Below are 23,729 nucleotides of genomic sequence, written 5' to 3' on the forward strand. Positions count from 1 at the left end.
TCACTGCCTTTCCAGGATGACGGTTGCCGCTCCGTGACGTCCCCCCAGGAGACCTCCGATGCCGGTGGCGACCACCAGATCGGCGTTGGCAACCTGAACCTTTGAATGGGCCTCGCCGCGCGCCTGGCGCACGGCTTCGATCACCTTGGTGATGCCGCCGCGATTGGCGGGATGGTTGTTGCACAGCCCGCCGCCATCGGTGTTGAAGGGCAGGCTGCCCATGCCCGAGATCAAGTTGCCATCGGCCACGAACCGACCGCCCTCGCCCTTGGCGCAGAAGCCCAGATCCTCGAGCTGCATGAGGACGGTAATGGTGAAGCTGTCGTAGATGGATGCGTACTTGATATCGGACGGCTTGACCCCGGCCTCGGCGAAGGCGGTGGGACCGGACACGGCGGCCGCGGACCAGGTCAGGTCGATCTCGCCCCCCCAGCTGCCCTTCAGGCTTTCGCCGCAGCCTTTCACAGCGATGAGCGGCCGCTTCAGCGATCTGGCTATTTCGGGCCTTGCGACGATCAGGGCACCGCCACCGTCGCTCACCACGCAGCAGTCCAGGCGCCTGAGCGGATCAGCGATCATCGGCGAGCTGAGGACCTCCTCGACGGTCACGACGTCCCGGAGCATCGCATTTGCGTTGTGCTGAGCGTGATGAGAAGCGGCCACCTTGACCCAGGCCAGCTGCTCGGACGTTGTTCCGAACTCGTGCATGTGGCGCATGGCCACCATGGCGTAGCTGTTCACCGTCTGAACGCCGATGTGCGCTTCCCATGCGGTGTCAGGGTTGCTCGCGACCGCCGGACGGGCGGGAACGCTCGTCTGGCCCTCGCTCCGGGGGCGCCCCGCGAGGGTGATGAGGGCGACGTTGCACTTGCCGGCGGCGATGGCCTGTGTGGCGTGCGCCACCTGGGCGATGTAGGAGCATCCGCCGGCATCGGTGCTGTCATAGTGCTTCAGGCGCAGCCCCAGATAATCCGCCATGGTCAGCGGACCCATGCCCGGAGCGTCTCCCGAGCAGAAATAGCCGTCCACGTCTGTCAGGGACAGGCCGGCATCGGCGAGGGCACCGGCGGCGACTTCGGCGTGAAGCTGGGCAACCGTTTTATCCGGTGCCTTTCTCGTCGGATGCTCAAAAGCGCCAACGATGAACGACGGACCCTTCATGCGCGACTCCCGTGGAAGGAGGCGAACGATAGGGCCGCACCTGGCGCCCCGACAGGGGAACCACGCTTGCGAGGCCATACCCACACATACGTGTTGAACGCGCCAAATCATCCACTTGCGCTTGGTTGTTCCGGCCTGTGCCGCCACTTTCGCCCCCAATCCCGCCCCCGAAACGCGCGGGGGCGGACGGCCCGATCTGCCGCCGGCCAAGGTCGCGGCGGTTGGGCGCGGAAAGCAGCCAAGGAGAGAAACATGCGAGGACTTGAAGGTCGGCGGGTCATTCTGACTGGCGGGGCCAGCGGGATCGGTCGTGCCACCGCGCTTCGGTTGATGGAGGAGGGGTGCATCGTCGGGATCTTCGATCTCGATCTCGCCGGCGCGGTCGAGACCATCAATCAAGGGATCAATGCCAAGGGGCAGGGCTTCGCGTTCTCATGCGACATCTCGGACCACAAGGCTGTGACAGCAGCCGTGGATGCCTTCGAGACCGATGTCGGGCCGGTCGAACTGCTTGCGAACGTGGCCGGATGGGACCGGCCGATCGCTTTCACCGAGACGGATCTACAGTTCTGGGACAAGGTCATCTCGATCAATCTCTACGGCCCCCTCAATCTGCACCACGTGGTGCTTCCCCGCATGGCCCAGCGTGGGTTCGGCCGGGTCGTGAACGTCTCCTCGGACGCGGGCCGGGTCGGATCTTCGGGAGAGGCGGTCTATTCGGCCTGCAAGGGCGGCATCATCGCCTTCACCAAGACCGTCGCCCGCGAGATGGCCAGAAAGGGGATCATCCTCAACGTCATCGCTCCCGGCCCCACCGACACGCCGCTCTTCGATGAGTTCGCCAAAAGTTCCCCCAGCGGCGGCAAGATCGCGGAAGGCCTCGCGCGGGCGATTCCACTCGGGCGGCTTGGCCTTCCGGCCGACTATCCCGGCACGATTGCCTTCCTGCTGTCCGACGACGCGGCGTTCATCACCGGCCAGACCATCAGCGTCTCCGGTGGCCTGACCATGCACGGCTGAGGAGGGATCATGTCCAACGAAACAGGCATGCTCGCCGGCAAGGTGGCGATCGTTACCGGCGGCGGACGGGGGATTGGCCGCGCCATCGCGCTGGGCCTCGCGGATGAGGGCGCGGCCGTGGTTGTCAATGACATCGGCGCCACCCTGGCGGGGGCTGCGACCGATGAAGACCCGGCGCGAGACGTCGCGCAGGAGATCATCGCGCGCGGCGGCCGGGCCACCAAAAGCACGCTCTCCATCGTCGATCCCGCCAATGCCGAGGGCATCGTGGCGAAGGCGATCGAGGCGTTCGGCCGTGTCGATGTGGTCGTCAACAACGCAGGGATCCTGCGCGACGCCATGTTCCACAAGATGTCGACACAGGATTGGCGGGACGTGATCGAAGTTCACCTCATGGGGAGCTTCAATCTCAGCCGCGCCGCGGCCTCTCACTTCCGGGGGCAGAACAGCGGCGCGTTCGTCCATATGACGTCCACTTCCGGCCTCATCGGCAACTTTGGCCAAGCGAACTACATGGCCGGCAAGATGGGCATCGTCGGCCTGTCGCGCAGCATCGCTCTCGACATGCAGCGCTACAATGTCCGGTCCAACTGCATCGCACCGTTCGCCTGGAGCCGGATGATCAGTTCGCTGCAGACCGGCACCGAGGAAGAGCGTCGGCGCGTGGAGCGCATTAAGCAGATGACGCCGGAAAAGATCGCCCCTCTCGCCGTGTGGCTCGCCTCGGATCGGGCTGCCGGCGTGTCGGGGCAGATTTTCGGGGTGCGGAATAATGAGCTCTATCTGTTCAGCCAGCCGCGTCCCGTCGCCTCCGTCCATCTGGGTGACGGCTGGACGCCGGAACTGGTCGATACCATCGGCAAGGGTGCATTCGCGGGCCGCCTGACGCCGCTCGAGCGTTCCAGCGACGTCTTCACCTGGGATCCGATCTGATGGCCATCGATTACGACAAGCTCATCAGCCTGCGTATTCCGGAGGTAGAGCAGGCCTATACGGCCCGCGACACCATCCTCTACGCACTCGGCCTTGGTCTCAGCATCGATCCCGTCGACAAGGACCAGCTGAATTTCACCTACGAGAAGCACCTCGTGGCCCTTCCGAGCATGGCCGTCGTGCTCGGCAACCCCGGCTCATGGCTGCGGACGCTGGATACGGGCGTCGATTATCTGCGTGTGGTCCATGGCGAGCAGGGGTTGGTTCTGCATCGCCCCCTGCCGCCCGAGGGCACTGTGGTCGGCGCCTCGCGCGTGGTCGATGTGATCGACAAGGGCGAGGGCAAAGGGGCTCTGATCCTGTGGGAGCGGGCGTTGCGCGACAAGGCCACGGGCGAGCCTCTGGCCCACATTACGCAAACCACGTTCTGCCGGGGCGACGGGGGATTTGGCGGGCCGCAGCGTCCGACACCCAAGCCGCACCAGGTGCCTGACCGCGCGCCTGACGTGGTGTGCCGGCTGCCGACGCAGGCCAATGTCGCCCTCATCTATCGGTTGAGCGGAGACTATAATCCGCTCCACAGCGATCCGGAGGTCGCGGCCAAGGCGGGCTTTCCGAAGCCGATCCTCCACGGGCTGGCGACCTATGGCGTATCCGGGCACGCGATCCTGCGGAGCATGTGCGGCTACGATGCCACGAAGCTCCGCTCCCTCTCGGCGCGCTTCACGGCGCCGGTGTATCCGGGCGAGACATTCGAGGTGCGGATGTGGCGTGACGGCGACGTCGTCAGTTTTGAGACGCGGTCCGTGGAGCGCGACATCCTTGCGATCGGAAGCGGCCGAGCCGTTATTGGTTAGCAGGCCGTGAGGCGGCGTCCCGGTTGCGGGATCGTCGCCTCAGGCAGCGCAGGGCCACGCCCCCTCTGCGACGCGATCCACACCGCCGCCGCAGATCAATCTGGGCACCTTAACCCCGCCGTTTTTCGGCGTGCACGAGCGAGGATGCTCGCGCCCGCCGTGAACGGTCACCGCCGGGTTTGGAACAACCAGCGGCCATCGGCATCGGACATCCGATCCATCCGGCCGCATTCTTCTAAGCGCCTAAGATGAGCCAAAGCTTCGCTTAGGCCGAAGCCGATCTGGGCGATGGGAAGCGGCCGGAACAGGACCTCCAGCGTCTGCGTGACGGTCCTTGGTTCGCGGCAGAAGACCTCAAGCTTTTCCAGGCGCTCGGCGTGATGCTCTCTCAGCTCGCCAATCCGTTTGCGCAGACCGTAGAACGGCTCGCCGTGAGAGGGCAGGACCAAGGTTTCATCCGGCAGTCTGGAGAAGGGCGTAAGCGCGCGCAGGAAGGACCCCAAGGGATCATCTGAAGGATCTGAGGGGTGGCTGCCGATATGCGGGGAGATCCGCTGCAGGATATGGTCCGCGGCGATGAGGATTCTTCGCGCATAGTTGTACAGGCACACCATCTCCGGCGCATGGCCTTCGCCTATCATCACGGTCCAGTTGCTGTCGATCAGCTCGAACCTGTCGCCCTGCTGTATGCGCCGGTAGTGGCGGGGGAGGGGCGACACCCATTTGTGAAAGAGCATTCCGCGCTGCGGGATCAGCTCCAGAAACGCTGCGGGAGCGCCACACCGCCGCGCATGTTCGACAAGTTGCGGCACGACCTCCGATGGCTCCTCGTTCTGAAGGAGGCGCGCCTGCATCCATTCGATGCGGCTCATGTGGATTTCGGCCCCGGTGCGGTCATGGAGCCACCCGATCAGACCGACGTGGTCGGGATGGAAATGGGTGACCAGCAGTCGGGTCACCGGTCGGCCGCCCAGCAAGGGATGGGCGAGGACCTCCGTGTAGATGGCCCGGGTGGGCTCATCGTTGACGCCGGAGTCGATGAGGGTCCAGCCGTCCGGACCCGACATCAACCAAGCGTTCACGGCATGGGGAGGAAAGGGCAGGGGGACCTTTACGCGCAGGAGACCGGGGATCACCTCGCTGAGAGGTGTGGAGTCAGCTTCGGCTGATGTCGCGCTCATACTTCTCTCTCTGCCACGGCCGCGTCGAGGTGTTGCCTTGGCCAATATATGACGTTATCGCGCTGTTCTGTTCCGTCTTTGCCGAGGGCGCTGTGCGCAATGCGCTTACACGCCCCGGCGCCGCGCGCCAGAGCTTGCACTGAGGAAGACCAGCCGACCCGCTAAAGCTTGCCGGCGGCGGCGAGTTGTGCGGCGGCTGTCTCCCTGAGCTTGAACTTCTGCAGCTTGCCCGTCGCGGTTCGCACCAGCGGCTCGAAGATGACGTGCCGCGGGCACTTGTATGCGGCGAGCCGCTCGCGGCAGAAACGGATCACCGACGCCTCGTCGATGTCGGAGGGGGAACCTGGTTTCAACTCGACGACCGCGCAGGGCGTTTCTCCCCACTTGCGATCCGGAACGGCAACGACGGCGGCGCTGGCAATCCATGGATGCGTATAGAGCGCTTCCTCGACCTCTATGGAGGAGATGTTCTCGCCGCCGGAAATGATGACGTCCTTCGAGCGATCCTTGACCTCGATATATCCGTCCTCGTGGACCACGGCGAGATCGCCGGTGTGATACCAGCCCCCGGCAAGGGCCTCTTCCGTGGCCTTGGGATTCTTGAGGTAACCCTTCATGGTCACGCTTCCGCGCATGAGAACCTCGCCGATGGTGTGGCCGTCTCGGGCCACGGGCTCCAGCGTGGCCGGGTCGGCAACGATCATGTCATCCAACAGGATGGCCCGCACCCCCTGCCGTCCGGTGTGCTTCAGGCGATCCTCTGTGCTCAGTTCCTCCCAGGCTTCCTGATTTTCGCACAGGACGGTGACCCCGTGCATTTCGGTCATTCCGTATACGTGGACGACCGCGAAGCCGATGTCCTCAAGCCGCCGGAACACCGCTGCTGGAGGAGATGAGCCCCCGGACATCACCCGGATGGGAACGGCGGGACGCTCCCAGTCCGCAGGCGCGCCGTCGGCCAGGAAGCCCAGGACAATGGGCGCGCCGCACAGGAGGGTCACGCCATGCTGCCGGATGGCGGCATACATCCCGTCTGCGGTGATACTGCGCATGCAGATCTGCGTCCCACCCACCGCCGCCAGCGCCCAGGGGAAACACCAGCCGTTGCAATGAAAGAGAGGGAGCGTCCAGAGGTAGACCGCCCTGTCGCTGGTCATCTTGGCATTGATGATCTGGGACAGCGCGTTCAGATACGCACCCCGGTGGTGATATACGACCCCCTTCGGGTCGCCGGTCGTGCCGGAGGTGTAGTTGAGGGCGATCGCATCCCACTCGTCCTCGGGCCAACGGCAAGGGGCGGCGGGGTCGCCTCCCGCCAGGAAGGTCTCGTACTCAACCTCGCCGATCAAGTCGTTCGCGGCTCCGGCTGGGTCGTCGATATCGATGACCTGTGGTGGAGTCGCCATTCCCTCCAGGGCCGCTTTCGCGATGGGGGCCAATCCCCGGTCGACAAAGACGATGCGTGTCTGCGCATGGGTCAGGATGAAGCGCACCGATGGGGCATCAAGCCGGCTGTTGATGGCATTGATGACCGCTCCGGCCATGGGGATGCCGAACTGCGCTTCCACCATGGCTGGTATGTTCAGGGCAAATATGGAAACCGTATCGCCGCGCTGGATGCCCGCCTGCATGAGCGCAGAGGCCAGGCGGCGGCAGCGGGAGGCAAACTCCCCCCAGCTGTAGCGTCGCTCACCGTAGCGAATGGCGTCCCGCTTCGGATAGACCAAGGCCGCGCGCTCAAGGAAGCTCAAGGGTGTCAGAGCGCGAAAGTTCGCGTCGCAGCGTTCGAGGCTGTCATAGGCGTGGTGCATTCTGCCCTCCTCAGATCTCGACCGCGAGATGGGTTGCCTGGTCGATGGCGCGGAGCGCGTCCAGTTCGGCCGCGACGTCCGCGCCTCCGATCAGCCGCGCCGAGAGACCGAGGCGCTGGAGGTCGATGAACAGATCCCGTTCCGGCTCCTGCCCCGTGCAGACGATGACGTGGTCGACTTCCAGGAGTTGCTCGACACCATCGACGCTGTAGCGCAGCCCGTGATCATTCACCTCGCGATACTCGGCGCCAGCGATCATCGAAACGTTCGCCCGCTTCAGGCGAGTCTTCAGGATCCAGCCGGTCGACTTTCCGAGCTTCCGCCCCAGCGCCTCGGGCTTGCGCTGCAGCATGAAGACCTCGCGCGGCGGCTCGGAGGGGGCATGGGGCACTGCGAGCCCGCCGGCGCTGGACAGGGTCGCATCGGCCCCCCACTGCTCCAGGAATGCGTGAGCATCGAGGGCGTCCCGTTCGTCACCGACCAGATAGTCGGCGACATCGAAGCCAATGCCACCGGCGCCGATGATCGCCACACGCCGGCCGACGGGCACCACCGACTTGAGGACATCCACATAGGACAGGACCTTGGGATGGTTGAGACCGGCAAGGTCCGGCATTCGGGGGCGAACACCGGTCGCAATGACGATCTCGTCGAAGTTGCGTCGCGCCAGCTCCTCGGCCTCGACCCGCTTTCCAAGCCGGACGTCGACGCCAAGCGCCGCAATCCGGCTGCGGAAGTAGCGCAGCATTTCGTTGAACTCGTGTTTTCCGGGAACGACACGAGCCATGTTGAGCTGACCTCCCAGCTCATTCTCCGCTTCGAACAGCACCACCAAATGGCCGCGCTCGGCGGCGTTGATGGCGAATGCCATCCCTGCGGGGCCGCCGCCCACGACGGCGATGTGCCTAGCGGTGAGAGCCGGCGCATCCGCGAACTCGATCTCCCGACCGGCGCGTGGGTTCACGAGGCACGTGGCCGTGCGTTCGGTGAATATCCGATCCAGACAGGCCTGGTTGCAGGCGATGCAGGTGTTGATCTCGTCCGTCCGGCCCTCTCGGACCTTCCGCGCGAAGTCCGGGTCTGCCAGCAGCGGACGGGCCATGGAAATGAGGTCCGCCACGCCACGGGACAGGAAATCCTCGGCCACATCGGGCGTGTTGATCCGATTGGAGGCAATGACGGGAATGGAGACGGCACTCTTGACGTTCTCCACCGCATAGTCCCAAACGCCCCGCGGCACGCTTGCGGCGATGGTGGGGACGGCGGACTCGTGCCAGCCGATGCCGGTGTTGATGATGTCTGCGCCGGCAATCTCGACCCGCCGCGCCAATTCCCTGACTTCACTGCCGGACATGCCACCGTCGACCAGATCCACCGCAGAGATCCGGTAGATCACCAGGAAGCGCTCACCGGCGGCCTGCCGCACGGCCTTGATGATCTCGAGTGGGAACCGCACGCGGTTGTCGAAGCTGCCGCCGAATGCATCGGTGCGGTCGTTCGTGAACGGGGCGGTGAACTGGTTGATGAGGTAGCCTTCGGACCCCATGATTTCGACGCCGTCGTAGCCGGCTTCCTTGGCCAGGGCCGCAGTTCGCGCGAAGTCGGCGATGGTCTGCCACGTCTCATCGGTGGTGAGGGCGCGCGGCGCGATCGGATTGATGCGCGCGCGCATGGCCGAGGGGCCGACGCATTGGTCATGTTTGGCGTAGCGTCCGGAGTGCACGATCTGGAGCACGATCCGGCTGCCGCCGACATGCACAGCGTCAACGACGGCACGATGTTCATCCATCGCGGAGCGATCGTAGAAGGCGGGCGCGCCGGGCTCGAAGATGCCCGCCGGGTTCGGGGCAAAGCCGCCGGTCAGGATGAGACCGATCTCCCCTTTGGCGCGCACGCCGTAGAAGGCGGCTAGGCGCTCACTGGCGCGATCGAGGGTTTCGAGGCGTGTATGCATGGCGCCCATGACCATGCGGTTGCGCAGCGTGAAGCCCCGAACGCTCAAAGGCTCCAGTAGGTGGCGATACCGATCCATCTTTCCCCGCCCGAATGGTTTTGTCGTTATCTGGACCCGCTCTCCGGGGAGTTCAATTTCGGCATCATGGGAGATTAGGCAATCTGTCTCGCTTCTAAGGAGAGAATTCGCATGTATATGCTATCAGCAGTGGGCGCCTAGCTGACCGAATACATCAAAAACAGTGGGTTGCGCTCTGCAGTCAAAAAAAGACCCCGGAGTGCGGGATTCACCTCCGGGGCCATGTGGGCGAGTGGGACAGGACGTTCCGAGCGCTATTCCTCAAGGATCGGAGACGGACTCGATGGCAAGGCGATGCGGGGCTTGCGGCGGCGCATGGCTAAGTAGATCTGACCGCCGATCAGAAGCACGCTCAGCGTCAGGAATGCCAGGCTGATGGGTTGCGTGAGGAAGACGGTCGCATCTCCCCGCGAGAGCAAGAAGGCGCGCCGCAGATTTTCCTCAAATCGCTGGCCGAGGACAAAGCCGAGCAGGATCGGCGCGGGGTGGAAGCCGTGCCGCAGGAGCACATGGCCGAACATGCCGATGGCCAGCGTCGTGCCCACCGCGAACATGTCATTGCGAATGCTGTAGACGCCGATGCAGACGAAGAAGAGGGCGCTTGGGTAGAGGTACCGATAGGGAATGGCAAGCAGCTTCACCCAAATGCCGATCATCGGCATGTTGAGCACCATCAGCAGAATGTTCCCGATCCAGAAGCTGGCGATCAAGCCCCAGAAGATGTCTGGATGTTCTGTGATCAGCTGAGGTCCGGGGGTGATCCCCTGAATGATCAGCGCGCCGAGCAGCAACGCCATCACCGCATCGCCCGGAATGCCGAGGCTCATGGTGGGGATGAAATCCCCCTGCACGGCGGCATGGGTGGAAGCTTCGGGCGCGGCGACGCCTTGGATCGCGCCATGTCCGAATTGCTCGGGCTTTTTCGCGATCTTCTTCTCGACCGCATAGGCGATGAAGGACGCGATCGTGGGGCCGGTGCCAGGGATGAGTGAGCACAGGCTGCCGACCAAAGTGCCGCGCATGGCCGGGAAAAAGGCGGTGCCGAGTTCGGACCGGCTGGGCCACATGTCGCGCAGCCGGATCTTCGTCGCCGAGGTGGAGATGGGGGCAACCGCGTTGACGCTCTTCAGGAACTCGGCGATTCCGAAAAGTCCGAGCGCCAGCGCCACGATTTCCAGTCCGTCATCCAGTTGGTGCATGCCGAAGGTGAGGCGCTGCTGGCCGGTGGTGATGTCGGTGCCGACGGTGCCAAGGATCAGACCGAGGCAGGTCATCGAGACGCCCTTCAGCTTCGAACCGCGAGCCAGAGTCGACCCGGCGAGGAGGCCGAGCAGCATTAGCGACGAGATTTCCGGCGGGCCGAAATTCATCGCGATCTGGACGAGGTAGGGGGCGAAGAACACCATCAGCACGATGCCGAAGGAGGCCCCGAGGAAGGAGGACAGCATCGTGACGCCGAGAGCGGTCCCGCCCTTGCCCTGCAAGGTGAGCGGGTATCCGTCGAGGCAGGTGACCGCGTGCGGCGGATGGCAGGGCAGGTTCAGCAGGATGGAGCAGATCGCCCCTCCATATTGCGCGCCGTAATAGATGCCGGCGAGCATGAGGATCGCGGCGACCGGCGGCATGGCGAAAGTCAGCGGCAGAAGCATCGAAATGGCGGTCATCACCCCGAGGCCGGGCAGGACGCCGACGATGTTGCCGATGAGCACGCCAAGGAGGCATGCGCCGAAATTGTTCAGTTGAAGAGCGATTCCAAAACCGTGAATGAGGCCTGAGACGGCATCCATGTTCGTGATCCCTAAGAGCCGAAGTACGGCAGGCCGACTTGCAGCCCCCAAACGAACATCACGGCGCCGAGAATACTGACGACGAGGGCAAGAGCGGCGGAGCGCAGCACCGTCATGGTGCGGTCTCCCATGCCGGATACGAACACGCAGAGGAACGTGCCCGGGACCAGCCCGAGAATGGGCGTGATAAGGATGAAGAGCAGGACGCCAGACACGATCGCGCCCCAGCCGCGCCAATCTATGGGGGCACGCGTATCGGCCCCATGAAGGACGGTTTCCGCCTGATCATCGGGCAGACCGGCCGTCAGGTAGATGGCGCAACCCAGGAGCACGAGCACAATGCCCAGAACTGTCGGGAAAAAGCCCGCGCCGATCCGGGCCAGACTACCAAGGCCGTATTTGTAGCTGACGAAGGATGTGATGGCTCCGAGCACGGCGACGATCATGCCCGCTCGTCGATCTCTTGAAGTCGTGTCCGAGGCTGCAGTCGCATGCGCCCAGGTGGGGCCAGGTTGGTGGGACAAATGATCCTCCCCTTAGGTCAATATTCGTCGAACGTTATGGGTCGTTCGATCGAGCCTGACCGTGAGAATAGACGGGGGACTATTCGTGCATATCCTTACGCAAGGTCATGCGTTCCATCCAACATGCACGTGTTTTTCCGCGTTCGCGGCGCTGGTGCGCCGACTGCTGTTCGCATGACGGCCTTTGACCTCAGCGAAAAAAGAAGTCCCAGGACATCCTTGCGGATGCCTGGGGCAGGTGGCCCGGGAGGGGCGGGAAGGCTGGAGATTGCGAACGTCAGGCTTGAATGCCGATGTTCATGAAATTGCCCCGGCCGCTGGCGACGAGCTTGCCTGCGCGGGATTCGACCCGCGCCTCGGCGCAGGTGACCGTCTTTCCGAGGCGAACGATGCTCCCCGTGGCGCGCAGGAGACCGATCTCCGCGGGGGCGTGATAGTCGACCCGGAGGTCAATGGTGGTGTGCAGACTGCCGCTGGCCGCAATCACCGCATAGATCGCGGCCGCGTCCACCAGCGCGGCCAGGACCCCGCCATGGATGATCTGCCGCTCCGGGGTTGAGACGAATTCCTGGCGCGCCTGAAGTTCGAATTCCACACGGCTCGCCGAGGCGGCAACGGCGCGCAGCCGCAGCCAGGAATTATAGGGCGTTCGATCGATCCGCGCCTGGATGCTCTCCAGCGTGACCAGGGAGGGGGCCTCGGCCGCCATCACTTCACGCCCATCCGGGCGAGGACATGGTCATCGAGCGTGCGCTCGTAAGGCTCGGCGGTCGAGAGGTCGAAAATCTCCTGCCTGCGCGCGGCGAATGCCTCGATGGACACGGTCTGGCCGTCTCGCACCGGAAAGACGACGCCGGGGCTCTTCACCAGCTTGACCCGGGAGAAATATCCCCCGCCTGCGGCGATGATCTCGCCGGTAACGTCACAATCCTCGCTGGAGAGCCACGCCACTGCGGGAGAGACCTGCTCGGGCTTGAGAATTTCCTGCATCTCGGGGGCGTTCAGGGTGTCCGTCATGCGCGTGTGGGCGACGGGCGAGATCGCGTTAACCCTCACATTCGCCTTCGCACCCTCGATCTTCAGATTGTTCATGAAGCCAAGCATCGCGGTCTTCGCGGCGCTATAGTTCGTCTGGCCGAAGTTGCCCACCAGCCCTGATCCGGAGGTCGTGAGCACGATGCGCCCGTATCCCTGGCCGATCAGATGCGACCAGGCAGCCTTGGTGACGTAGACCGATCCGAGAAGGTGAACCTTCAGAATCAGCTCGAAGTCATCCAGGGACATTTTCGCGAACGACCGATCACGAATGATGCCGGCGTTGTTGATCACGATGTCGATACGCCCAAAATGATCCAAGGCGGTTTGGACCATGGACGCTGCGCCGTCCCTGTCGGACACGCTCGCGTGGTTCGCAACGGCATCGCCTCCCGCGGCCTTGATCTCGGCCACCACCTGGTCAGCCGCACTTGAGGAGACACCTTGGCCCGTCAGACTTCCACCGAGATCGTTGACGACGACCTTGGCCCCGCGTGAAGCCAGCAGCAGGGCATGTGATCTCCCCAGCCCGGCGCCGGCTCCCGTCACCAGTGCGACCCGGCCGTCAAATCTGATCATGTCGGACATCCTCAGGGTGTTTCATCGCACCGCCGGTGCGTCTCGCGTTCGAAGGCATGAGCAATGCGGCAAGGCCTTCGAGGGTGTCCACCGGTGGTGCCGTTTTAGCGCATATGTGCTCTCTGCTGCCCAGCCTTCGGTTGCACCGCCGGGGGGGCTTCCCGCGTGTTAGCAGTGCCTCAGAAGGCAGCATGCGGGAGCGCGCACATGGACCTGGTCGAGACCATCGAGGATGGCGTCGCAACACTCCGCCTCAATCGCCCAGAAGCGGCCAATGCCATGTCCGTGGAGATGTTCGACGGCTTCCTCGAGGCGCTTCCCCGCCTCGGGCGCGACCCGGCTGTCAGGGCAATCGTGATCACGGGAACCGGCCGGTCATTTTGCGCAGGCGGAGACGTTAAGGCGCTGAAGGGCAGGGCGGGACAGATGCCGTTCGAGCAGCGCTACGACGAGTTGCAGCGCAAGCAGGGCGCTGCCCTGGCCCTTCATGAGTCACCCAAGCTCACCATCGCCGCGATCAACGGTTCCGCGGCGGGCGCCGGGCTGGTCCTCGCATTGGCCTGCGATCTCAGGATCGCCACCGCGGGAGCGCGCCTGGCCCCCAGCTTCGCGGGCGTGGGCTTTGCCGGCGACTTCGGAGGCTCGTATTTCCTGTCGCGGCTGGTTGGCCCCGCCCGTGCTCTTGAATTCTATCTGCTCAACGAGAAGATCAGCGCCCAAGAGGCGTTTGAACGTGGCTTCCTCACGCGCGTCACTCCCGACGAGACCTTCGCCGAAGAGGTGCGTGCTCTCGCGCTAAAGATGGCGTCGGGGCCCACGACTGCTTTTCGATACATGAAGCGCAACTTTCGCGTCGCGCAGCACGGCACCTTGGCCGAGGTGCTTGCGGCTGAGGCGCAGCATCAGGTTCGCCTTTCCGAAACAGCGGATCACGCGGAGGCAATCGCCGCCTTCCTCGGAAAGCGGCAGCCGGCATTCACCGGTCTTTAAGCAGCACGCGGCGCAGGGAGGCGGGTATGAGCTGGGAGCCGGAAATCGACGAATTGGAGCACCGGCAGGAGCTCGCCGCGCGGATGGGGGGAGAGGAGCGGGTCGCGCGCCAACACAAGGCCGGGCGGCTCACCGTCCGCGAGCGCATCGAGCTCCTTCTGGATCGCGGCAGCTTCCGGGAGATAGGAGGGATCTCGGGCAAGGGGACGTATGATCCCTCCGGCGTGCTGGAAGAGTTCACGCCGGCCAACTGCATCTTTGGTCGAGGGAGCCTGGGGCGCCGTCCGGTGGTCGTCTCGGGCGACGACTTTACCGTTCGCGGCGGATCCGCCGACGCCTCCATCTGGGACAAGTTCAAGATGGCGGAGATCATGGCGCGAGAATATCGCCTGCCGCTCATCCGACTGATCGAGGGATCCGGGGGCGGGGGCTCTGTTCGGTCCATCGAGAAGAAGGGCTTCGCCAATCTGCCGGGCGGTCTGGGCGGCCAGTCCGGCGGTCTGCATCTCTGCTGCGCCACCATGGCCGCCGTGCCGGTCGTCGCGTTGGGCCTGGGGCCGGTTGCAGGGCTGGGCGCCGCGAAGCTGTGCGTCAGCCACCTCTCCATCATGGTGAAGGATCAGTCGCAGGTCTTCGTCGCGGGACCGCCCGTGGTGGCCCGGCTGGGGGAGCAGCGCACGAAGCAGGAGTTGGGCGGCCATCACGTCCAATTGGCCGCCGGGACCGTCGACATGCTGGCGGAGAGCGAGGAGGAGGCGTTCGATCTTACCCGAATCTTTCTCTCGTATCTCCCGGATTCCGTGTGGGACGTGCCACCCCGCTCCAGTCGCCGCGAAAGCCCCCATCGGGATTGCGAACGGCTGCTGTCGATCATCCCCCGCGATCCGCGTCACGCCTACCTGATGCGTCGCGTCATCGAGGAGATCGTGGACCGTGACAGCTTCTTCGAGATGGGCGGCGCATTCGGGCGTTCGGTCATTACCGGCTTGGCCAGGCTGAACGGCTGGCCTGTCGCCCTGATGGCGGGTGATCCGCTGCACAACGGCGGGGCATGGACGTCCGCCGCCGCCCAAAAGATCATGCGGTTCGTCGATCTGGCCGAGGCCTTCCATCTGCCCGTCGTTCATCTGGTGGATTGCCCCGGCTTCGTCGTCGGCCTGGAGGCGGAGCGGGCCGGGACGATGCGTCATGCCGTCCGGGCACTGGCGGCGATCCATCAGAGCACCGTGCCATGGTGTTCCGTCATCGTGCGCAACGTGTTCGGGGTGGGCGGAGGCGCGCACCAGCCGCAGACCCACCATGTCACACGATATGCATGGCCATCGGCCAGGTGGGGGTCTCTTCCCCTGGAGGGAGGGATCGAAGCCGCCTATCGAGCGGAGCTGGATGCTGCGGAAGATCCCGAAGCGCGTCGGGCAGAGATCGAAGCCCAGCTGGAACGGCTGCGCTCGCCGTTTCCGGACGGCGGAGGCGTTCGGCGTCGAGGACATCATCGATCCGCGCGACACGCGCCTGCTGCTGTGCGAATTTGCCGAGATTGCGGCGCCGCTGCGCATGCCGGGTGAAGTGCGGTTTCCGATCCGTCCCTAGGTGGGGCTGCTGGAGCGGTTGTTCATCGCCGGAGAGGGCCTGGAGGTGGTCGTTGCGACACGGCCGGCCGCAGGCCACGGGGATGAGCAACCCGCACCAGAACGTGCGAACGTAGCCGCGTTGCCGAGCCGAGATGGTTCCGCAAAGCCTGGATGAGGGCGGACCCGTTGCCGAGATGGCGGCCCGACGCGCACGCCTCCGGCGTGGGCGTCCTCACGGCATCGCATGCGGCATGTGTAGATCTTACGTATCGAGAGCCCGCATCATCGCCACCAGCAGCGCGCCCCGCCGGGCCTCACGCTCCGCGAGGGGAGCGCGCGAGAAGCCCTGCTCCACCTGAGAGGCGATGCGGTCCTTAGTGGTCGCATCGAGGCGGGGGGCTCCCAGGTCGTCCCATCGGCGCTGAATTCCGGCGGAATAGCTGTCCAGGAAGCGGCTCATCCCGCCCTTGCCGCCGGACAGGTGGTAGCTCTCGAAGGGGCCTGCAATCGCCCATTTCCGACCCGGCCCTTCCACGAGGGCCTTGTCGATGTCCTCCACCGATGCGACCCCTTCCAGCAGCAGGTTGACGGCCTCACGCCACAGTGCGCTGGCCAGCCGGTTTCCGATGTGCCCGAAGATTTCGCGGTTGAGACGGACGGGTTTCTTTCCCCAGCCCTCATAGGTGCGGATCGCGGCATCGACAGCGGCGGGATCGGTCTGCGCGCCGCCGACTACCTCGACGAGGCGCATGAGATGCGTGGGCGTGAAGGGATGACCCAGCACGCAACGTTGCGGATGCGTGCAGTGCGCCTGCATGTCGGTGATCGAGAGCGAGGAGGTGCTGCTGGCGATGAGCACGTCTGCTGGCACCGCGGCGTCGATCTCCTGATAGAGCTTGGCCTTCAGGGCCGGGTTCTCTGGCGCATTCTCCTGCACGAAGTCGCAGCCTTCCAAGGCGGCATCCAGGGATGGGAGCACGATCAGCCGTGAGGGATCGGCATCCGCCGCCAACCCGATCTGCACCAGATCAGGCCACATCGTTTGCACGGCACTACGCAGTTCGTCGGCCGCCTCCGGCCGACGCATGTAGACCCGCACCTCGAGCCCCCGGGAGAGCAGGAACGCTGCCCAGCCGGCGCCGACGTAACCGCCTGCCACAAGTCCAACCCGCTTTATCGCGGGCCCGCTTCTATAGGCCGTCATGGTGACCGATCCGGATGAAGGAGGGCTTGGGGGCGATCATTCGCGTTTGATGTCGTTCAACTTCACCAGTTTGCGGTATCTGTCGACTTCGGCCGAGACGAAGGCCTGGGCTTCCTCGGAGGTCCCGCTCATCAGCGAAAGCCCCATCTTGGTGAAACGCTCTTTCACCTCGGGTAGCGCCAATGCGGTGTTCAAGGCGTTGTTCAGGGTCTCGATGATGGCAGGCGGTGTGCCCCGCGGCGCAATCAGCACGGTCCAGGAGTTGGCCGTGTAGTCTGGCGCGCCAAGTATGTCCGCCGCAGTCGGTACATCTGGGAACGCCGGGGTCCGATTGGGGCCACCCACCGCGAGAACACGGATCTTGCCTTCCCGGATGAATGGCTCGGCGGCATTGACCGTCAGCAGTGCGATGTCGAGCTGGCCGGTGAGGAGTGCCGGGACGATCGGCGATTCGCCCGTATAGGGAACGTGCAGCATCGTGGCCCCGCCTAAGCGGGCGAGTTCCTCATGCTGGACGTGGTTCGGGCTGGCGATCCCGACCGACCCATAGGCGACCTTGCCTGGGTTCGCCTTCGCATAGGCCAGGAGATCTTGAAGGGTTTTCTGAGGAAGGTTGGCGCGGGCACAGATGAGGAAGTCCGCCCGATAGACGCCCCCGATCACCGTGAAATCACGTGTGGGAATGTATGTCGGATTGGGATCGAGATAAGGCGTAATGGCCGTCGCGCCGACGCCTGCCATGCCAAGCGTGTAGCCGTCGGGTTTCGACTTGGCCACGTTGTCCATGCCGATCGTGCCGGACCCGCCCACCCGGTTCTCGACGATCACCTGTTGTTTCAGGATTTTGGTCATTTCACTGGCAACGACACGCGTCGCGACGTCCGTTGCGCCGCCGGGTGCGTAACCGACGACGATCTTCACGGGACGTTGGGGGTAATTTGTCTGAGCGTGACCCGTGGTGCAGATGAGCGCCGATGCAATGATGCCGAGCAGAACGTGTTTCATCTTGTTCCTTTCTTCGTTCGCTGTCCGTCACTGCGTCATTCGCGCTCGATGTCCGTGATCGCCTGGATTTTTTTGTATTTCTCAACCTCGCTCGCCACGAATTTGCGCGCGTCATCAACGCTCCCGCCAAGGATGATGAGACCCAGGTTGCCGAACCGGTCCTTCGTCAGCGGCTCGTGCAATACGTCATTGACCGCCATGTTGAGCTTTTGGAGCACGTCCGGCGGCGTCCCCTTGCGGGCGACCAAGGTGTTCCAGGTGTAAGCGGAATAGTCCGGCCAGCCCATGATCTCGCCGACGGTCTCCAGCTCTGGCATGGACTTGATGCGCTGCGGGCCGCCGGCGGCGAGCGCCCTTACCTTGCCGCTGGAGACGAACGCCTGGCCGCCTGCATAGGTGAGGTAGCCGATGTCGATCTCCCCGGAGAGCAGGGCGTTGACCATCTGCGAATCGCCGGTGTACGGCACGTGGAGCATCTTCGCGTCGGCCAGACGCGCCAGATACTCCAGGCCAAAGTGTACCGGTCCGGCCACGCCTGTTGAGCCATAGGTGACCTTGCCGGGATTTGCTTTCGCGTAGGCGATGACCTCCTTGAGCGTCTTCGGCCCGAAGTTCGGACGGGCAACGAGAACGAGATCGATCGCCGTCAGCACGGCAATGGTGTCGAGGTCCTTGGCCGGATTGTAGGGCAGGGTGGGATCGATCATGGGAATGATCGCGGTCGGGCCCACGCCGCTGAGACCGATGTTGTAGCCATCCGGTTTGGATTTGGCGATGAGATCGATGCCAGTGGTCCCTGCGGCGCCAGGCTTGTTCTCGACGATGAACTGCTGCTTAAGGCGCTTGGAGAGACCATCTGCCAGGACACGGGCGGTCACATCCGTCGATCCGCCTGGGCTGAACGGGACGATGATGCGCACGGGGCGCTCCGGATAGGTCTGCGCAAACGCTGGTGTGCTGCAAAAACACAGCGCGAGAAACACTCCAAGCAGCTTCCTCATGGCGTCATTCCCTTTGGCGGCCTCTGGTGGGCCATTGCGGGGGCGAAGTGGGCTACGCTTCGCTCTCGGGGGTCAACGCCAAGCGGTTTGATCGCACGGATATGCGCATTGCCATCGGACCGGCAGCCGAGCGAGCGACACATCCGTGTTCATCATCGCCGTCGGCGGGTTCCAGGTTGATTGGTCGGGCGCCAAGGCCTCTGTTGAGGACGTCACCAAGCAATGCAACCGCCCGAATAGGGCCTTTGAGGTCTAAGATGAGCCGTCTGCTGACCATCCTCATCGCACTCATGCTTCCGCTCTCGGCAGCCCGTGCGGACGACGTCTATCCCAGTCGTCCAATCAAACTCGTACTGCCCTTCGCGGCCGGCGGTGGCACCGATGTGGTTGCTCGCATCCTGGCGCAGCAACTGACAAAGCAGATGGGCGTGGCGGTGATCGTGGAGAACCGGGCCGGAGCGAACGGCAACATTGGCGCGGAAGTTGTGGCCCGCGCGGCGCCGGATGGCTACACGCTTCTCTACAATACGTCCTTCATCGTGACGAACCCCTGGCTCTATAAATCCCTGGGTTACAATGCGGAGAAGGACTTCGACCCCATTCTGCTGACCGCCCGCGTCCCCCTTCTGCTGGTGGTGAACCCTTCTATTCCGGTCAAGACGCTGGCGGAGTTCGTGGAGTATGCCAAGGCCCGTCCCGGGAAGCTCTCTTATGCCTCCTCGGGCATCGGCGGCTCGACGCATCTGGCGAACCTGCTCCTGCAGCGCGCTGCCGGTATTGAGGCCGTGCACGTCGCCTATCGCGGGGGCGGCCCGGCCTTGAACGACGTCATGGCCGGAGCCGTGCAATTCTATACGGACACGGCGAACACGGCGATCCCGCAGGTGAAGGCCGGCACTGTGCGCGGGCTGGCGGTCACGAGCAAAAAGCGCCTTCCTGAGCTGCCCGACGTGCCGACGATCGCGGAGACCTTGCAGCCCGACTTTGAGGTCTATTCGTGGCAGGGAGTCATGGCGCCCGCCAAGACGCCGGCGGCCATCATTGCCCGCCTCCAGAAGGAGTTCAGCGCAGCTCTCCAGGACCCGAGTGTGCGCGAACGGCTCGCGGCGCAGACCGCGGAGCCGATTGGCTCCACGACTGCCGAATACATCCAGTATCTCAAGGATGAGCGTGCTCTCTGGGGTAATATCATCCAGTCGGCCAACGTGCGGCTGGAGTGAGGTCGCCGCGCTGCGGGAAGCTGGGGCGCGATGAAACGCCCATGGCCCAAAACAACGATGGCGCACCGCAGGGCGGTGCGCGGCCCTCACACATGTCAGGGCCGGAGTTCCGAGCGGCCGTCGGGTCGCAGGTCGCGCATACGGGTGGAGTAGGACATTGAGCGAGACCGATAAGAAGGTTGGCGGAGGACCCCTGGCGGGCATCCGCGTGCTGGACCTCACATCAAACGTGCTGGGGCCGACGGCGACGCAAATTCTCGGCGACATGGGCGCCGACGTGATCAAGATCGAGGCTCCGGAGGGGGATTACACCCGCTACGTCGGCCCCTCGAGAAGCCATGGAATGGGAAGCTTCTTCCTCAACATCAATCGCAACAAGCGGTCCATGGTGTTGGATTTGAAGAAGCCGGAGTGCCGCGAGACCCTGCTTGAACTGGTGGAGACCGCCGACGTCTTCGTCCATTCGATGCGGCTCGGGGCGGCCCAGCGGCTGGGGATTGACTATGCCGCGATCTCGGCACGCAACCCGAGGATCGTCTACGCCTCCGCCGGCGGCTATCGACAGGACTCCTCGCGCGCCGAGTGGCCAGCATTTGACGATGTCATCCAGGGCGTCAGCGGCATCGCCGCTTTGAATGGCCATGCATCGGGCGAACCCCGGTATTTCCCGACGGTCATATGCGACAAGCTGTGCGGCTACGTCCTTGCGTCCTCGATCGGCATGGCTTTGTACGCCTGCGAGCGTCAGGGCATCGGGCAGGAAGTGCATGTCCCGATGATGGAGACCATGGTCGGGTTCAACATGCTTGAGCATCTCTGGGCGGGTGTGTTCGACGAACCGGAGAAGGGCCTTGGCTACAGCCGAATGCTGACGCCCCATCGCCGTCCGTACCGCACCCTGGACGGCTACGTCTGCCTGTTGGCCAACACCGATGAGCAGTGGCGGCGGATGTTCGGCGTCATCGACCGTCCCGACCTTGTGGGCGATCCGCGCTTCGCGGAGATCGCGCCGCGCTCGCGCAACATCGACGCTCTCTACGAGATCGTCACCGACGCCATGTCCCGGCGAACGACGGACGATTGGCGGAAGCGTTTGGATGCGGCCGACATTCCCAATGGGCCGGTCCTGACGCTGGATGAGATCTTCCACGATCCGTACCTGAAGGAAACGGATTTCTTCCATCGCACCACCCATCCGACGGAAGGGGCATTCGTGACCATGTCGGTGCCGACCCGTTTCTCGGAAACGCCGGCCGGTGTGTGCCGTCTGCCGCCGCGCCTGGGCGAACATACGGGTGAGATCGTCGAAGAACTCGAACGACACAAGGCCCGCGAAGGCGATGGGCGTCGTCGGGTCGCTGCAGCGACATCCAAGTGATGCCGGGAGAGCGGATATGACAGGCAGTCTCGATATCCTGGCGTATGCCGGAAATGAGGACGTGCGCCTTCTGGCCGAGGCCGCGGAAGGCTTCGCAAAGCGCCGCCTGAAGGTGGAAGCGATGCGTCGACCTGATCGCGGGGTCGATCGCGAACTCTGGGCGGAGTTCGCATCCATGGGCTGGTTCTCGATCGCAGTTCCGGAGGCGGACGGCGGCTTCGGCATGGGCCCGGACGCCTTGGCGGCGGTGATGCCGCCCCTTGGGGCCAGGTTGGTGCGGGAGCCGGTTGCGGCATCCGCGATCCCTGTCGCGCGCCTGCTGTCGCGGTCCCCGCGCGGAGCGCTGCGGGACAAATTGCTTGGCGCGCTCATGGCTGGAGAGCTGGTCCCCTGCGTGGTCTGGGGGGCGGAGGGCGAGGCGCTTTCGTTTGCCTCCGTCGCATCACGAGACGGGATCCGGATCACCGGCACCGCATCCTATCTCATTCCTGGTGAACCGGCCGACGGCTATCTGCTGCCGGTCTTGGGGGATGGGGAGTCTGCGCTCTTCTGGCTCGCCGCCGATCAGGTCGGCATCGCGTCCCGGCAAGAGACCCGGGCCGATGGCGGCTCGGTTCTTCATCTGGAGATCGATGCCGAGATTTCCCCCGCGGCGCTGCTGTCCGCGGGAGGCGACGTGGCCGGCATGCTGGAGGATGCCCGGGACTGGGCGCTTCTCGCGACCTCCGCCGAGCTGCTGGGGCTGGTGCGCGAGACGCTGGATCGCACGAAGGATTATTTGAAGACCCGCAAGCAGTTCGGGAAGACCATCGGCAGCTTCCAGGCCCTGCAGCACCGCATGGCCGACCTGTATTTGCAACAGGAACTGGCGGCATCGGTTCTGGACCACGTACTCGCTGAGATCGCGGCCCGGCCGGTGCCCTCTGTCCTGGCTCGGGGTGCAAGCCGGGCCAAGGCACGGGCGGCGACCGCGGCACAACGGGTCACGCGCGAGGCTATTCAGCTTCACGGTGGCATCGGCTTCACCGACGAGCACGAGATCGGTCTTTTCCTCAAGCGGGCGCTCGTGCTCACCGCGTGGCTGGGCAATGCCAATGTCCAGGCCCGACGCTTCGGAGAACAGGTGCGCAATGGCTGAGGGGACCCAGATGCAGCAGGATTGGAACGCCCTGTCCGACGACGAATTCCGCAAGCTCATTCGCGCGTTCTTCGTCACGCACTACCCGGAGGAGCTCCGATACTCGGCGCACCGCCTGGGGATGGACAAGGTCGGCGGCTGGTACAAGACATTGTCCGACCACGGCTGGATCGCGCCGGCATGGCCGAGGGCGTTCGGCGGCGCAGGCCTCGACCCACGGAAGTTGATCATATTCATCGAGGAGCAGGAGGCCCACGGGGTCTCACGCGTCCCCGACCACGGCATCATCATGGTGGGGCCGTTGTTGATCCAGCAGGGCACCCCGGAGCAGCAGCAGCGCTACCTCCCGAAGATCATCTCCGGCGAGGAGATCTGGTGCCAGGGCTATTCGGAGCCGAACGCTGGTTCGGACTTGGCCAGCCTGCGGACCGAGGCCGTTCTCGATGGCGACGTGTTCGTCATCAATGGCCAGAAGACCTGGTCTACGCTGGCTCAGGAAGCGACGCACATGTTCCTTCTTGCGCGCACGGACAAGAACGTGCGGAAGCAGGAGGGGATCAGCTTCATCCTGCTCAGCATGAGCACGCCTGGCATCACCGTCCGCCCCATGCGCACGCTCAGTGGCGCGGAGGAATTTTGCGAGGTCTTCTTCGATAACGTGCGCGTGCCGCGGAGCGGTCTCGTTGGCGAACTCAACAAAGGCTGGGGTGTTGCCAAGGATCTCCTCAGCTTTGAGCGCCTGTTCCTGGGAAGTCCAAAGCTCGCGCAAGGCGCCCTGGCGCGGCTCGGCACGTTGGCACAGCTCAATGGAAAGGCATACGACCCCGCCTTTCGCGCCGCCTATGACCAAGTGCAGCTCGACGTCGCTGATCTCAACTCGCTCTATCGGAGGTTCACCGAGCAGGTGAGGAATGGCCAGAAGCTCGGTGCGGACATCTCGCTGCTGAAAATCTGGGGCACGGAGACCTTCCAGCGCATTACCGAACTGATCCTCGACTGCGCCGGTCCCGCGTCCATGGTGGATGGGCCAACCCTGATGGGCAACCAGGCAATCGACGTTCTGAGCCCGTTCTACAACGCACGTCCTTCGTCGATCTATGGTGGGACGAACGAGATCCAGCGGAACATTCTGGCATCGTCCGTCCTGGGCCTGCCCTCCGCCTGAATGCACTCGGGCAAGCTTCGCGGAGGCGCGGGCAGCCCTAGGATTGCCCGGCGGCTCCCTCCATGCCGGAGGGCGTTGAATAAGCGGGCACTCCAGTGGCCGAAGGCCAGGTGGTCTCCGACTGGCCGTCAACGGGA

At 64.3% G+C, this 23,729-nt stretch carries 19 protein-coding genes and 1 pseudogene; 9 read left to right on the forward strand and 11 right to left on the reverse strand.

From position 1 onward, the window contains the following. Positions 1-1,161 (reverse strand): thiolase domain-containing protein, encoded by a 1,161-nt coding sequence (locus tag DFO45_RS01690; RefSeq protein ID WP_133863504.1) that lies wholly within the window; start codon positions 1,159-1,161, stop codon positions 1-3. 252 nt (positions 1,162-1,413) lie between these two features. Here DFO45_RS01690 and DFO45_RS01695 point away from each other — a divergent pair, with 252 nt between their 5' ends. Genes DFO45_RS01695 through DFO45_RS01705 form a run of 3 tightly spaced genes read left to right on the forward strand, consistent with a single transcriptional unit; the run spans position 1,414 to position 3,971 of the window. After that, the gene (locus DFO45_RS01695; RefSeq protein WP_133863505.1) at positions 1,414-2,181 is read left to right on the forward strand and encodes an SDR family oxidoreductase; all 768 of its coding nucleotides are present in this window, start codon (positions 1,414-1,416) and stop codon (positions 2,179-2,181) included. Positions 2,182-2,190: 9 nt separating this feature from the next. After that, positions 2,191-3,114 carry an SDR family NAD(P)-dependent oxidoreductase gene (locus tag DFO45_RS01700; RefSeq protein WP_208299723.1) on the forward strand — a complete coding sequence of 308 codons (924 nt, stop codon included), beginning with the start codon at positions 2,191-2,193 and terminating at the stop codon, positions 3,112-3,114. Next, entirely contained in the window at positions 3,114-3,971 is an 858-nt protein-coding gene (locus DFO45_RS01705) for a MaoC/PaaZ C-terminal domain-containing protein (RefSeq protein ID WP_133863506.1), read from the forward strand. The genes DFO45_RS01700 and DFO45_RS01705 overlap by 1 nt, the downstream gene beginning before the upstream one ends. A 167-nt stretch (positions 3,972-4,138) precedes the next feature. Here DFO45_RS01705 and DFO45_RS01710 read toward each other — a convergent pair whose 3' ends face one another. From DFO45_RS01710 to DFO45_RS01740, 7 genes are all read right to left on the reverse strand, one after another. After that, positions 4,139-5,152, reverse strand: a complete 1,014-nt coding sequence (locus DFO45_RS01710) for an MBL fold metallo-hydrolase (protein WP_133863507.1) — start codon at positions 5,150-5,152, stop codon at positions 4,139-4,141. Between the two features lie 161 nt (positions 5,153-5,313). After that, a complete protein-coding gene (locus DFO45_RS01715; RefSeq protein ID WP_133863508.1) occupies positions 5,314-6,963 on the reverse strand; it encodes an AMP-binding protein in 1,650 nt (549 codons plus the stop codon). Between the two features lie 10 nt (positions 6,964-6,973). After that, positions 6,974-8,995: an NADPH-dependent 2,4-dienoyl-CoA reductase gene (locus DFO45_RS01720; RefSeq protein WP_133863509.1), complete on the reverse strand. Its 2,022-nt coding sequence runs from the start codon at positions 8,993-8,995 to the stop codon at positions 6,974-6,976. Between the two features lie 254 nt (positions 8,996-9,249). Next, the gene (locus tag DFO45_RS01725) at positions 9,250-10,833 is read right to left on the reverse strand and encodes a tripartite tricarboxylate transporter permease (RefSeq protein ID WP_245517922.1); all 1,584 of its coding nucleotides are present in this window, start codon (positions 10,831-10,833) and stop codon (positions 9,250-9,252) included. Beyond that, entirely contained in the window at positions 10,794-11,228 is a 435-nt protein-coding gene (locus DFO45_RS01730; RefSeq protein ID WP_133863511.1) for a tripartite tricarboxylate transporter TctB family protein, read from the reverse strand. Before DFO45_RS01730 ends, DFO45_RS01725 begins: the two co-directional genes overlap by 40 nt. A gap of 355 nt (positions 11,229-11,583) precedes the next feature. Next, the gene (locus tag DFO45_RS01735; RefSeq protein ID WP_133863512.1) at positions 11,584-12,015 is read right to left on the reverse strand and encodes a PaaI family thioesterase; all 432 of its coding nucleotides are present in this window, start codon (positions 12,013-12,015) and stop codon (positions 11,584-11,586) included. Further along, the gene (locus DFO45_RS01740; RefSeq protein WP_208299724.1) at positions 12,015-12,920 is read right to left on the reverse strand and encodes an SDR family oxidoreductase; all 906 of its coding nucleotides are present in this window, start codon (positions 12,918-12,920) and stop codon (positions 12,015-12,017) included. Before DFO45_RS01740 ends, DFO45_RS01735 begins: the two co-directional genes overlap by 1 nt. Positions 12,921-13,127: 207 nt before the next feature. On the opposite strand from DFO45_RS01740, the gene DFO45_RS01745 reads away from it, so the two are divergent. Continuing rightward, complete coding sequence (locus tag DFO45_RS01745) at positions 13,128-13,910, forward strand: enoyl-CoA hydratase (RefSeq protein WP_133863514.1); 783 nt, start codon at positions 13,128-13,130, stop codon at positions 13,908-13,910. 26 nt (positions 13,911-13,936) lie between these two features. Continuing rightward, a pseudogene (locus DFO45_RS01750) lies at positions 13,937-15,500 on the forward strand (carboxyl transferase domain-containing protein). 243 nt (positions 15,501-15,743) lie between these two features. Here the strand turns inward: DFO45_RS01750 and DFO45_RS01755 are convergent. The 3 genes from DFO45_RS01755 to DFO45_RS01765 are packed head-to-tail and all read right to left on the reverse strand — an operon-like array spanning position 15,744 to position 18,691. Next, positions 15,744-16,685 carry a 3-hydroxyacyl-CoA dehydrogenase NAD-binding domain-containing protein gene (locus DFO45_RS01755; RefSeq protein WP_133863515.1) on the reverse strand — a complete coding sequence of 314 codons (942 nt, stop codon included), beginning with the start codon at positions 16,683-16,685 and terminating at the stop codon, positions 15,744-15,746. A gap of 36 nt (positions 16,686-16,721) precedes the next feature. Continuing rightward, the gene (locus tag DFO45_RS01760) at positions 16,722-17,690 is read right to left on the reverse strand and encodes a tripartite tricarboxylate transporter substrate binding protein (RefSeq protein WP_133863516.1); all 969 of its coding nucleotides are present in this window, start codon (positions 17,688-17,690) and stop codon (positions 16,722-16,724) included. Positions 17,691-17,725: 35 nt separating this feature from the next. After that, positions 17,726-18,691, reverse strand: a complete 966-nt coding sequence (locus tag DFO45_RS01765) for a tripartite tricarboxylate transporter substrate binding protein (protein WP_133863517.1) — start codon at positions 18,689-18,691, stop codon at positions 17,726-17,728. Positions 18,692-18,948: 257 nt separating this feature from the next. Here DFO45_RS01765 and DFO45_RS01770 point away from each other — a divergent pair, with 257 nt between their 5' ends. From DFO45_RS01770 to DFO45_RS01785, 4 genes are all read left to right on the forward strand, one after another. Continuing rightward, on the forward strand, positions 18,949-19,911 hold the full coding sequence (locus DFO45_RS01770; protein ID WP_133863518.1) for a tripartite tricarboxylate transporter substrate binding protein: 963 nt from the start codon (positions 18,949-18,951) through the stop codon (positions 19,909-19,911). Between the two features lie 157 nt (positions 19,912-20,068). Continuing rightward, positions 20,069-21,289 carry a CoA transferase gene (locus DFO45_RS01775; protein WP_133863519.1) on the forward strand — a complete coding sequence of 407 codons (1,221 nt, stop codon included), beginning with the start codon at positions 20,069-20,071 and terminating at the stop codon, positions 21,287-21,289. 16 nt (positions 21,290-21,305) lie between these two features. Beyond that, the gene (locus tag DFO45_RS01780; RefSeq protein ID WP_166657026.1) at positions 21,306-22,427 is read left to right on the forward strand and encodes an acyl-CoA dehydrogenase family protein; all 1,122 of its coding nucleotides are present in this window, start codon (positions 21,306-21,308) and stop codon (positions 22,425-22,427) included. Between the two features lie 10 nt (positions 22,428-22,437). Beyond that, positions 22,438-23,592, forward strand: a complete 1,155-nt coding sequence (locus DFO45_RS01785) for an acyl-CoA dehydrogenase family protein (RefSeq protein WP_133863521.1) — start codon at positions 22,438-22,440, stop codon at positions 23,590-23,592. Positions 23,593-23,729: the final 137 nt, after the last annotated feature.

It is taken from the genome of Azorhizobium sp. AG788 (genome assembly GCF_004364705.1).
Taxonomy (GTDB): domain Bacteria; phylum Pseudomonadota; class Alphaproteobacteria; order Rhizobiales; family Xanthobacteraceae; genus Azorhizobium; species Azorhizobium caulinodans.